This is a genomic window from Acinetobacter sp. P8-3-8, from assembly GCF_000214135.1.
In the GTDB taxonomy this organism is placed as follows: domain Bacteria; phylum Pseudomonadota; class Gammaproteobacteria; order Pseudomonadales; family Moraxellaceae; genus Acinetobacter.
Genome location: NZ_AFIE01000069.1, coordinates 1 through 12,334, shown reverse-complemented (window position 1 = coordinate 12,334; position 12,334 = coordinate 1). Strand labels below are relative to the sequence as shown.

Here is a 12,334-nt window from a genome sequence, read left to right as displayed (position 1 = left end):
AAATTTAAAACTAATCCTTGTTTGGATCAGTTTCATTTTCTATCTAAATTAATCTAAAAACTTAACCACAGTGCCGATTTGAACTTTACGTCCCAAATCATTGGCATCCCAATTGGTTAAACGAATACAACCATGTGAAGCCGTTTTAGAAATTAATGATGGATTCGGTGTACCATGAATACCAAAAGTCGGTTTACTCAAAGCAATCCACATATTTCCGACAGGGCCATTCGGGCCTGGAGGTAAAGCTAATTTCTTACGATTCCCACCTTGCACAAAATTCTTTGGGTTATAACCGTAAACAGGATTCGGAGCGACTTTAATCACTTTATGTGTGCCTTCAGGTGACGGTGTCCCTGAACCACCAATCGTCGCAGGAAATGATGCGATCAAATGATTTGAAGCGTTAAACAAATAAAGCTGACGTGCAGGTTTATGTGCAATGATTAGCGCGACATTTTCAGGTAAGTCGTTACGAACGATTGGCACTGTAATCGTTTCACCTACTTTTTTAAAACTCGCTTTGGGATTTATTTGTCGTAAAAAATCTTCATCTATATGAAACTTTTCACCTAACATTTCTGTGGTACGGGTGAAATATAAACCTCGCATCTTTGCTTGAAGTGCATAGTTACGTGGAATTGATTTGACATAAGGGCCTTTGATATCTGCTGCTGTAATGGTATACGTGCCAAATGCTGCTGCTTTTTGATTTTTCAGCAAACTGTCCCAAGTTTGTTTGGTGAGTTCGCCTGTAATAGGTAAACCTTGTATTTGCTGATAGGCTGAAATGGCTTTGAGAAAATTTTTACCACTTTTAGCATCAATTGGACCAGGCGATGCATGTGAATTATTGAGCATCACTTGAGCACGTGCGTAGACTGGAAATTGTCCTCTGCCTATATTTTCCGACCAATTTGACTGATTCAAACTGTCCAAAGACCAGTTTTGTTTGGTATTAGATGGAATTGAATGATTGTCCTCAGTCGTTTTCGCTTGCTGTTTTGCAAAAATTTGAGATTGAATATTCAATGTGACCAAACACATGACACAGATAATGTTTGGCAGTAACTTAGCCATAAAAATTCTCAAGTACATCGATGTTATCGTTTATTTATGTTCTTAAATAAACCTTATATAACAGACACATCATAGACATGTAGGTTATGCCAAATATTTTAAATCAGTATTCTTTCAAAAAATAAACTGAACTCTTAATCACTAACTCACTACAAGCCCGTATAATTTTTATTAATAACGGAGCAGGTAAAAATCAAATCTGAAATTTATTTCTAAAATAAAATTTAGATTTTTTAAATAGTTATATAAGAAATTTAGTCAACCGTTTATTGTTTTGAATAAAATTAATTTATATGAATGTATTATCTTTTTTTTACAATAATAAGCAATAGTACACAGTCTAAATAATGCCTAAATTTGCTTATTTTTATCGTGAATAAAAAATGATTTTTTACCTAAACAGTATTGATGAATCATTAACTACTGAATTACAACGAATTGCATAATCTTTTTATTTACCAAACAGCATAAATGTGTGACAACAATATGAATATATTGAACATATTTTAAGCTTCCCATTCATTTTCATCAGTTAATTTTACTTATTTGATTTGAAATAGTTGTTATCATTTTTAGTCTTTATCGATTATCATCTACTTTATTTTTTTAGTAAGAATTGCCTTGAATACGATTACCTTACTTCAGCCGGATGACTGGCATGCCCACCTACGTGATGGTCTCGCTTTAAAACGTACAGTACCTGATTTAGCCAATCAATTTGCTCGTGCGATTTGTATGCCGAATCTCGTTCCACCTGTGAAAACAGTTGAAGAAGCGAATGCTTATCGTGATCGTATCATGGCGCATGTGCCTGAAGGTGTGAATTTCGACCCGCGTATGGTGCTTTATTTTACTGACCATACAGCACCAAGTGAAATTCTTAAAATTAAAGCATCTGAGCATGTCAATGCAATTAAGCTCTACCCTGCTGGTGCAACGACCAATTCTGACAATGGTGTCAGTGACATTCGCAAAGTTTATGCAGTCATTGAACAACTTGAAGAACATCAAGTTCCATTATTATTACATGGTGAAGTGACTCATAACCATGTTGATATTTTTGATCGTGAAAAACGCTTCCTTGATGAAATATTGTCACCATTATTAAAGCAATTTCCTAAGCTTAAATTGGTTTTAGAACATATTACGACCAGCGAAGCTGCTCATTTTGTTCTTGAGCATGATCGTAATGTTGCAGCGACCATCACACCACAACATTTATTATTTAATCGTAATGATATGCTCGTAGGTGGGATTAAACCGCATTTCTATTGCTTGCCTATTTTAAAGCGTCAAACACATCAACAGACCTTATTAGAAGTAGCAACCAGTGGCAGCCCGAAATTTTTCCTTGGTACAGACAGTGCACCACACTCTAAAAATGCCAAAGAAAATGCATGTGGTTGCGCAGGCTGCTATAGTGCGCCTACAGCAATTGAACTCTATGCGCAAGCATTTGATCAAGTGGGTAAACTCGAACGCTTAGAAGGTTTTGCCAGCCACTTTGGTGCAGACTTCTATGGCTTGCCTCGCAATACCAATACGATTACTCTTGTCAAAGAAGATCAGGTCATTCCTGAAAGTTTAGATTATCTGGATGGTGAAGACATTATTCCGCTTTATGCAGGAAAAACCATCCATTGGAGAAAGGTGTGACAACTGAAACACAACCTGTAATTGGACAACGCTTCCGTGGTTTTTTACCCGTCGTCGTCGATGTCGAAACTGCAGGTTTTAATGCAGATACAGATGCATTGCTAGAAATAGCGTGCATCCCTATTATTTATGATGCTGAAGGAAAATTTGTTCCCGGTGAAGCACACCATGCACATATCAACCCTTTTGAAGGTGCAAATCTAGATCGCCGTTCGCTCGATTTTATCGGGATAGATCCGTTTAACCCAATGCGTGTTGCAATGGCCGAAGACGAAAAAACTGCACTTAAACGTATGTTTAAAGCAGTGAATGATGTCCGTAAGCAACAACATTGTACTCATGCAGTATTGGTTGGGCACAATGCACATTTTGATTTAGGTTTCGTTAAAGCAGCAATTGCACGTACTGGAACTAAAAATCAAAATCCGTTTCATAGCTTTTCAGTTTTTGATACAGTGACTTTAAGTGCAGTCATGTTTGGTCAAACCGTATTGGCAAAATCATGTATTCAAGCTGGAATTGAGTTCGATGGTAAAGAAGCACACTCTGCTTTATACGATACTCAAAAAACAGCTGAACTGTTTTGCTATATTTTGAACAAACTCGCTCCTCACTTACTTGACACTTTGATGGCGGATCAATAAGATAGCGCCATCTTCTAAACGACCCTATCGTCTAGAGGCCTAGGACATCGCCCTTTCACGGCGGTAACCGGGGTTCGAATCCCCGTAGGGTCGCCATCTATTGAAATACTCTCTTTTATTAAAATTAATGCTTTTAATTTTAAATCAGATCTATACATTTCGTTTGAATACAATCTAAATATTCTATTTCTTTAGCATCTTCATTGCGCTAATTTTATCCATTTGATTTATTCATTTTCCAATACACAAGATCAATTGAATTTTCAGAATTGGCTGTTGTAATACGCCAATAATGAATCACGTAAATTATCAATCAATAACTGCGCATACAAACTTTATCTACACGAAAATAAAACTCTTAAATATTCATATTCACGATTCGTTTAGATATTCAACATACGCACCTATTTTTAGTAATTTTTTTTGACAAAATTGTCATTTATCATTAATATACGCATCACCTCAGTACGACCCTATCGTCTAGAGGCCTAGGACATCGCCCTTTCACGGCGGTAACCGGGGTTCGAATCCCCGTAGGGTCGCCATATTCTATTTCTTCTATAATTATAATGACATTATTCATCAATTCCGCATTGATCTATTTATTATTTTCACTACAATAGCTCGCTTCATTTGTTACAACATTTCAACTATGTCTTCATCTCAATCAGAGCATGATGCTATGCACTCTACTTCAAACTCAGCACCGTTAAAACGTGCGATGAGTACTCGACACCTGGTGATGATCTCACTAGGTGGTGCAATTGGAACCGGACTTTTCTTAGGTTCTGGTGAGGTCATAGCACAAACTGGCCCAATTGGTGCCATTATTTCTTATATCCTCGGCGGTATCATCGCTTATATGGTGATGCTTTGCTTAGGTGAACTCGCAGTACATATGCCAGAGTCTGGCTCATTTGGTAGCTACGCTCAAAAATATATCGGCCCCGCAACAGGTTATACCGTGACTTGGCTATATTGGCTGACGTGGTCTGCGACTTTAGGTACAGAGTTTACTGCCGCTGCATTGTTAATGCAGGAATGGTTCCCACACATTTCCATGTGGTTATGGACCATTATTTTTGCAGCAATCGTGTTTGGCTTAAATATGAGCTCAACCAAATGGTTTGCAGAATCAGAATTCTGGCTCTCCTTGGTAAAAGTGATCACAGTTATTATCTTCATCTTGCTCGGTTTATTGGCAATTTTTGGTGTGTTGAATTACCAAGGTTATGAATCTGCACCGCTATTTAGCAACTTAACTGCGAATGGTTGGTTCCCTCAAGGTTTATTCCCTATTTTCGCGACCATGCTGATTGTGAACTTTGCCTTTTCAGGGACTGAGTTAATTGGTGTAGCTGCTGGTGAAACCCAAGATCCTGCTAAAAACGTTCCTAAAGCAATTAATACTGCGATTTGGCGCTTATTGATCTTCTTTGTAGGCACAATCATTGTGATCAGTGCTTTACTTCCACATCAGTTGGCAGGACTAGGTGGTGAGGGTGTAAGTAGTAGCCCATTTGTGACCGTATTTGATCACATTGGTATTCCTTATGCAGAAGACATTATTCGTTTCGTGATCATCACAGCATTGTTATCCGCTGCCAATTCTGGTCTATTTGCTGCTTCACGTATGATGTGGTCTTTATCTGCGAAGAAACAACTCCCTGCGGTATTTTCTAAGCTCAATGCACGTGGAATTCCCTATGTTGCGATTATTGTCACCATGTTTGGTGCATTACCAGGATTGCTTTCTGAACAGTTTGCTCCTGAAACCATTTTCAAAAATTTGCTTGGCGTAGCAGCATTTACCATGGTTGTGGTATGGATGAGTATTTGCTTAAGCCAATTTAATTTTAGACGTCAATGGTACAAACAAGGCCATACTAAATCTGAATTGGCTTTTGCCGCACCACTGTTCCCGATCGTGCCGATTTTAGGTTTTGTATTCTGTTTAATTACAGGAATCAGCATGGTGTTTGACCCTGAAATGCGTGCTGGCTTTGTCAGTTGTTTAATCTTTATTGCTGCCTGCTATATCAGCTATGCAACATTGTATAAATCTAAAAATTAAACGCTTTAAGTGTTGAATTAAATAAAAGATGTAGCACCACGCTACATCTTTTTACATTCCACAATAGAAAAAGTTTTTTGAATTCTTTAAATTAGAATCAACAATATAAAAATCTATAAGAACGACGATGAAAATTATTTTTGTGCACGGCATGAATCAGCAAAAGTATGATGCAGATTCACTCAAACAACATTGGTTAGATATTTTCCAACAAGGGATTGATGAAGTTCATCTCAATGTCACGACAACTGAGTTGAAGATCGCATTACCCTTCTACGCAGATTTAATTCTCAAACATCAAATGAGTAATTCTTTCGATTTAGGTCATTTTTTACCAAAGTCGCTTTTGGAATACCACGACCACAAAGGTATTCAAAAAACAACGCCTTTAAATATTCAATCTACTACAGAAATTCCACAACTTCCTTTTTTAAGAGCAAACCAAAGTTTGAGATTTTCAACACATTTGTACTTGCTCTCACAATTAATTAAAGATAAGACACTCAAAGAATTTGCTTACCTATTGAATAAATTCCCGAAACTACATGAAAGTTTGATTCATAAATTTTTGATAGAAACCTATTTCTATTTGGCCAATTCTGACTTTATGGAAGAAGTACATCAACGAATTTTAGTTAGCCTTGAAGATGATGAAGAACACATTATTGTGGCTCATTCTTTAGGTACGGTGATTGCATTTAATCTTTTACAACAGCTTAAATCTAAATACAGCATTCAACGCTTTATCACGCTGGGTTGTCCTTTAGCATTTAAAGTGATCCAAACCAAATTGTTACAACCGATTGAACGACCGACTAGTTTGCATGGAGAATGGCTTAATTTTTACTCATCTGAAGATTTTTTAACAACCTTCCCACTCGTTAATTCCCCTTTTGATTTTCAACCTAAAATTATTAATATCGCCATCTCAACGTTTATTAGTACACCACATGAAATTGTCGGTTATTTACAACATCCCGATGTCATACAAAATATTTTAGAACCGATTTTAAAACCTGATTAGAATAATTTGAGTTGTTTTTATTCAAATTCCTTGTTTTTGCTTTGTTTTTATACATTCAAACGTAATTTCACTTTTTATTGCGGAAAAAGATTTGACACTTTTCCATATTCGACCTAATATACGCCCACCTCTGAAACGACCCTATCGTCTAGAGGCCTAGGACATCGCCCTTTCACGGCGGTAACCGGGGTTCGAATCCCCGTAGGGTCGCCATTAATTTAATGGTTTAGTTTTCAGTTGGTTGCCTCAATCTATTGACCCTATCGTCTAGAGGCCTAGGACATCGCCCTTTCACGGCGGTAACCGGGGTTCGAATCCCCGTAGGGTCGCCACATTCAAGAATGCATCATTGTAAAAATCAGTGAAAGTTCTTATAAAAAACCTGAGCATCATGACTCAGGTTTTTTTATGTCAAATTTTTAATCTTTTAATATCGTCTTGGTCACTCATTTTCTATTTTCAATACATTTCAAAATTCAATCAGAGCAATTAAGAATATAAAGCAAAGCCAAAATTCATCATATTGAATTTTGGCTTTTTGTGAATTGATTAGCGTTGCCAATGTATGATCAATATCGATTATTCATCTGTTAATGAACATTCATAATTACTCGGATTTTGGCTACATCTGATCTTCTTTAATATTTTCATCATTGCAGGATCATAATAACCTTCTTTGGTCATCTGAATACGTGCTTCTCGCATAATTTTAATATAACCTGGTTTATCCGCTTCTCGCATTTCCATCCAATATTTGTCTGGAACTTCTCGCTCAATCTTATCAACGAATTGGAATGCAGGCGTCAATTGTTTAGAAATCATTTCACGTGCAATCGATCCCATTCCCACTGGAAACTTATTACGATGCATAATCAGTGTGCCTGTCACCTGTATCAAAGGAAATTTAATAATTCCTCCAACCACATTACCATTTCGATCTGTCATTCCTTTATGCAATTCGAGTGGTTTAAATAACAATGCAGGCCCAGCCATGATATCGACTTCTTTATTATTAAATTTTCCACCCACAGTCAGTAAATCGACTGAAACAGGTTGAGCACCTACATTTTGAACCAGTTTTCTTTGTGTACCATCAAAACTCATTACCGCCACTTTTTTACCCGCAGCTTTTGCAATGGTATCAATACGACGATCATTAACAATAATATAAGCCGCACCCAATGGCACAATGCCGACAACTTCGTAATCTTTATTGACCATTTTATTATCATATTCAGGGCGAGCTAATAGCTGAATCACTGTAATTAATTGCTTATAGCTTTGTACTGCACCCAGTGCATCAATACTACCTACAAATGGATTAAATTGACGTGCTCGTAAATTACTGATCCCTGCTCCATCACATCTTTTACTACGGAAATCTTCCGTTAATACTCGCTCATCGGTATAAACACGAAGGTTAATGTCAGTCGTGGCGGTTTTCTTTAATTTTGGATAATTTAAATCAATACGCATAGTTAATTTGGTTGGACGTGTAATTTTCATGTCCACCCCAAAATCTTTGGCGATTTGTGAAACCCGAGGCAATTCACTGATATAACTTGTTGCCTGCTCAAATGCCTCGCCATTTGCACCATCGGGCGAATAAACACATAGGGTCACTTGTTTTGGTATTTGCTGCCAAATTTTAGGATCATTCATTAACTTCTTAATTTTTGCTTTTGAATGTTCCGATAAGGTTAAATCAAGTTTTTGTGCAGGTGCAGCATGTGTTAAGGGCACAACAGCAGATAAAGCAATAATTGAAAGTGCTTTAACAAGTTGTGGTTGTGTTTGCTTTATTATTTTCCAATATCGTTTGATTGAATATTGCATAGCCCCATCCTGTTGATTTTCTTGTTTATCCATAACGATTAGCGTATCCACTCCAGTAGATTTTATCAGCCTAATAGAAGTATCTTGATTAAGAATTGACTGGATAAAATCCAACATTTGTCACCAAAGACATTTTTTATACTTTACGCTCTTTTAAATTTTTTTATATAATTATTTCAAATAGATAAAAAAGCCTTCTTGTTGACCGTTTATCTAAAACTCATTTGATTTAAACTGATTTGAAAAATATTGAGCAATAAAAGCTTGAACAACCAAAAATCATTTTGAATCAGCTTTCTCATGTTTATTTGGTCTGTTTAAAGCTTTTTCGATCAAAAAATAAAAAGCACCACCTGTGTGATGCTTTTAAAATCAATCTTTTGCACTTTCATCAGGTGGAACTTCGGTAATTTTACCACCACGAGCTAAGAAAGCTGCGACCTCATCTTCGAGTGCCTCACGCTGTCTTTTTTTCGCAGTCACCGTTAATGTTTCTGCTTCAGCTAGATCTGAATCAGAAACTGTTGAGTCACTTGCAGCAGCGCCTTTCTCGGCAGCTTTCGCTTCATCATCATCTACAGCAAGATCTTCAGTATTATCATCATAATCATTAGAATCTGTCATCTTGAAACTCCCCATCAATGACGTCAATTTACCATTCTAAAATGGTGATGTTATACCGTGAAATGTAGCAAGCTCTTTTCGTTTCGACTAGAGGGTTATGCAAAAAAAATGTACTTTTTCTAATCAAATTCGTAAAAAATGACTATGTTTGCTTAAAAAGTATCAATTTAAACAGCATACCGTGTCGACTTTAAAGTCGCTAATCCATTCGCTTGTGCCATAAACTGATCTTTTAAAAATGGCTGCTTTTCTACCTGCTTCAAACCAAAATTTCTCGCCCAAACGATTGGAAATATTTCAGCACTTTCAAGAAAACCAATTGCAGACATGCTGTGCATCATTGCATCATTTTGACCTTTACGCTGATGTTCATAACGTTTCAAGGTTTGCTCATGCGCCCAAACACCACGTTTTAAGTCATGTAATAGCACATCACATAAAATAGCCGCATCTAAACACCCAATATTGACACCTTGCCCTGCCAATGGGTGAATCACATGTGCAGCATCACCAATTAAAGCCAGACCATCTTTCACATAACGCTGTGCTGCACGGGCTTTCAATGGAAACTTAGCTCGTGGCGTTGCTTCCAAGACTTCACCAAGCATGTGATGGCTTTCTCTAGTCAAAAGCTGACAAAAAGCTTCATCATCAAGTGCAGCATATTCATCTGCATAATCATCTGGCAACGTCCAAACAATTGAAAGCCATTGTTCAGCCTGTTCTACGTTTAAACTTGCCATAGGTAAAAAAGCCAAAGGGCCTGTAGGATGGAAAATTTGACGAGCAACGTATTGATGGGATTGTGTAGTTCGAATTGCACAAGTTAAACCCGCTTGCTTATAATCTAAAATATCTAGGTCAATAAATGCTTGCTCACGTACAAAAGAGTTTGCGCCATCTGCACCGATTAAAAGTTTAGTCTTAAGTTGCGTTCCATCCGCAAGTTGGATGATCCAACAGCCTACACCACGTTCAACACGAGTCACTTTGACTTGAGTTCGATAATCTTGCAATTGATCTAACATTTGTTGCTGAATGACAAGATTAAGCAAACTTGGTTCAACCATCGAACCTAAACTTTGTTCTGCTGTTGGAAATTTTTCAGATGCATGACCGAAATTGATTTCACCATAACCATTTTTATTCCACACCTGCATCCCTGTATAAGGCATTTGGCGGGCAATTTTATCCCAAACATTCACTGTTTTTAAAAGATGAATTGTGGCTTGGCTCAGTGCGAGTACACGTGGATTAACAACAGCTAAAGTCTTTTCAGCATCGAGAATAGGCGCAGCATCTAAAACCGTTGCTTGCACGCCACCTTGTGCCAATAACAAAGCCGTTAATCCACCGACTAAACCGCCACCAATAATGACAACGTCTAATACCTCTACAGACTGATTCACTTGGTTCATGCTTTTAATCCCATTGCATAATTGGCAACCAAAGGCTTAATTCCTGGTATCACATCAAAAGCCACTAAACCTGTGTTACGCAACAATTTAAGCACTGGATTTTGATTACTAAAACCACGCACTACAGAATCACAAAACTTAATTACACGTTTCTGATCTGCAAGACGTGACTGCTCATATGCTTTCAACATTTCAGGTTCACCAATATCTACTGATTTGGCAATTTGCTCTTGAATAAAGCGCATCAATACATCAGCATCACGCATACATAAGTTGAAGCCTTGTCCCGCAACGGGATGAATGGTGTGTGCTGCATTACCCATCAAAATCACACGACCAACCGCTTGTTTGTCGGCTAGAACTTGTGACAATGGAAAACTAAAACGCTTACCTGTTTTTTGGAATTTTCCAGCACGATCGCCATAGGTTTTTTGCAAAGCATCTAAGAAATGTTGATCATTTTCCTCACCTAACCATTCGCCTTCTGTGCCTTTTTTCACAGGCCATACCACTGAACGACGGTATTCCCCAGGCAAAGGCAATAATGCCAATGGGCCTAAATGACTAAAACGCTCAAATCCAACTTGATGATGTGGCTTGGATGTTTGTACTGCCGTTACAATCGCCACTTGATCATAATCATGTACATCTACACCGACACCCAATGCTTGACGACAGAATGAATCACGACCATCAGCAGCAATCACCAACTTTGACTTGAGTGAGTATGTATTTTGATCTCCTTGTTTCGCGTCAAGGTAAACATATTCACCATCTTGTTGTAGTGAACTCACTTGCACACCATCAATCAATTCAATCAAAGGCTGTTGGCGAACTTGTGTCAATAACACACGCCCTAACCATGCATTTTCAATCACTTGTCCAAAGCTTTCGACTTTTTCTTGCTCTGCAACCAATCGTGCCTTACCAAAACTACCTTGTTCTGTAATATGTACTTCAAGAATAGGTGTGGCATGTTCTTGTAATGCCTCCCAAAGTCCTAGTTTTTGGTAAATTTGTACGGTACGACGTGACAATGCAGTATTTCGTGCATCAAAACTGGAATGGTATGGCGCAATGTTTGCATCATCATAATTCGGATATTTTATAGCTTCTAAAAGTTTGACTGCGATGTTTGATTTCGCCAACATCAGTGCCAAACTCAGCCCAACCATACCACCGCCTACGATGATGACTTCTTGTTGCATGCTTTGATCCTTTCTATATGCGATTCAGCAACCTGAATACTTATAATCTTGATTGATTTTATATTACATCAAGGTAAGCTATTTTTATATTGAAATAGAACATTGTTGTTTTATTTGTACTGAATCGCTACGTTGTTAGTCCACCATACATGCTTCACATCTATAGTTTTTGTACAGTTTCAATAAACCAAATTATGAAATAATCAATAAAAATTTAAATATTAAAAATATCATTAGCTTAAGTAGCTATTTAAATAATAGCTGGAACATTTGTTTCATATATAAGAAATTTAATGCAAATTCAGTAAAATGGTTATACAGATCAGTCATTATCCATTTCCAAAGAATTTCCAACAAGATTATAAAGTTTTACTTGGCGTGCACCAGCATTAAAAAATAACTCTTTAAAACAACGTATTTCAATTTTTGCTAGATAATCTTCAATAGGTTCCATGATTTGAACAAAGGCTATGGGAGCTGTATATTTAAAAAAGAAGAAACCTTTTGAATGATGCTTCATCAGCTCTTTTAAAGTTGTCGTTGCACTCTCAAAATCTGCCAAAATCATTCTTGGATGGTGATAAGGAATTTTAAGGATTTCTATTGCTTTAACCGTACCATCTAGTGCCATAAGCTCCATACGATTTTTATAGAAATGTACCCATATTGCTTGTGAATGCTTTTTTAAGTCATCTTGTATCATTTTTTTTAATTCTTACTTAACATTTTAGTTTGATTATAAATATATTTTGTTTAACTTCCAATTTTAA

10 protein-coding genes and 4 tRNA genes are annotated in these 12,334 nt (G+C 37.1%); 8 read left to right on the top strand and 6 right to left on the bottom strand.

Annotation, left to right across the window (positions count from 1 at the left end; all coding sequences use genetic code 11):
* Positions 1–48 precede the first annotated feature (48 nt).
* Entirely contained in the window at positions 49–1,080 is a 1,032-nt protein-coding gene (locus GGG_RS0117085) for a L,D-transpeptidase (protein ID WP_010117041.1), read from the bottom strand.
* Positions 1,081–1,701: 621 nt separating this feature from the next.
* Here GGG_RS0117085 and pyrC point away from each other — a divergent pair.
* The 8 genes from pyrC to GGG_RS0117045 all read left to right on the top strand — a co-directional run bounded on the left by pyrC (position 1,702) and on the right by GGG_RS0117045 (position 6,810).
* Entirely contained in the window at positions 1,702–2,736 is a 1,035-nt protein-coding gene (pyrC, locus tag GGG_RS0117080) for a dihydroorotase (protein WP_010117040.1), read from the top strand.
* Entirely contained in the window at positions 2,721–3,380 is a 660-nt protein-coding gene (rnt, locus tag GGG_RS0117075; RefSeq protein ID WP_010117039.1) for a ribonuclease T, read from the top strand. The genes pyrC and rnt overlap by 16 nt, the downstream gene beginning before the upstream one ends.
* A gap of 20 nt (positions 3,381–3,400) precedes the next feature.
* A tRNA-Glu gene (locus GGG_RS0117070) sits at positions 3,401–3,476 on the top strand.
* Positions 3,477–3,849: 373 nt separating this feature from the next.
* Positions 3,850–3,925: transfer RNA gene (locus GGG_RS0117065), tRNA-Glu, on the top strand.
* Between the two features lie 107 nt (positions 3,926–4,032).
* Positions 4,033–5,454 carry an amino acid permease gene (locus tag GGG_RS0117060; protein WP_010117038.1) on the top strand — a complete coding sequence of 474 codons (1,422 nt, stop codon included), beginning with the start codon at positions 4,033–4,035 and terminating at the stop codon, positions 5,452–5,454.
* A gap of 127 nt (positions 5,455–5,581) precedes the next feature.
* Positions 5,582–6,478, top strand: a complete 897-nt coding sequence (locus GGG_RS0117055; protein WP_010117037.1) for a hypothetical protein — start codon at positions 5,582–5,584, stop codon at positions 6,476–6,478.
* A 137-nt stretch (positions 6,479–6,615) separates the two neighbouring features.
* Positions 6,616–6,691, top strand: a tRNA-Glu gene (locus GGG_RS0117050).
* A gap of 43 nt (positions 6,692–6,734) precedes the next feature.
* Positions 6,735–6,810, top strand: a tRNA-Glu gene (locus GGG_RS0117045).
* A gap of 247 nt (positions 6,811–7,057) precedes the next feature.
* Here GGG_RS0117045 and GGG_RS0117040 read toward each other — a convergent pair.
* From GGG_RS0117040 to GGG_RS0117020, 5 genes are all read right to left on the bottom strand, one after another.
* The gene (locus GGG_RS0117040; RefSeq protein ID WP_029574666.1) at positions 7,058–8,314 is read right to left on the bottom strand and encodes a putative solute-binding protein; all 1,257 of its coding nucleotides are present in this window, start codon (positions 8,312–8,314) and stop codon (positions 7,058–7,060) included.
* 372 nt (positions 8,315–8,686) lie between these two features.
* Positions 8,687–8,938, bottom strand: coding sequence for a hypothetical protein (locus GGG_RS0117035; RefSeq protein ID WP_010117034.1), 252 nt, complete (start codon positions 8,936–8,938; stop codon positions 8,687–8,689).
* A gap of 167 nt (positions 8,939–9,105) precedes the next feature.
* Positions 9,106–10,356 carry an FAD-dependent monooxygenase gene (locus GGG_RS0117030; RefSeq protein ID WP_010117033.1) on the bottom strand — a complete coding sequence of 417 codons (1,251 nt, stop codon included), beginning with the start codon at positions 10,354–10,356 and terminating at the stop codon, positions 9,106–9,108.
* On the bottom strand, positions 10,353–11,564 hold the full coding sequence (gene ubiH / locus GGG_RS0117025; RefSeq protein ID WP_010117032.1) for a 2-octaprenyl-6-methoxyphenyl hydroxylase: 1,212 nt from the start codon (positions 11,562–11,564) through the stop codon (positions 10,353–10,355). The genes GGG_RS0117030 and ubiH overlap by 4 nt, the downstream gene beginning before the upstream one ends.
* A 322-nt stretch (positions 11,565–11,886) precedes the next feature.
* Positions 11,887–12,267 carry a hypothetical protein gene (locus tag GGG_RS0117020; RefSeq protein WP_010117031.1) on the bottom strand — a complete coding sequence of 127 codons (381 nt, stop codon included), beginning with the start codon at positions 12,265–12,267 and terminating at the stop codon, positions 11,887–11,889.
* Positions 12,268–12,334: the final 67 nt, after the last annotated feature.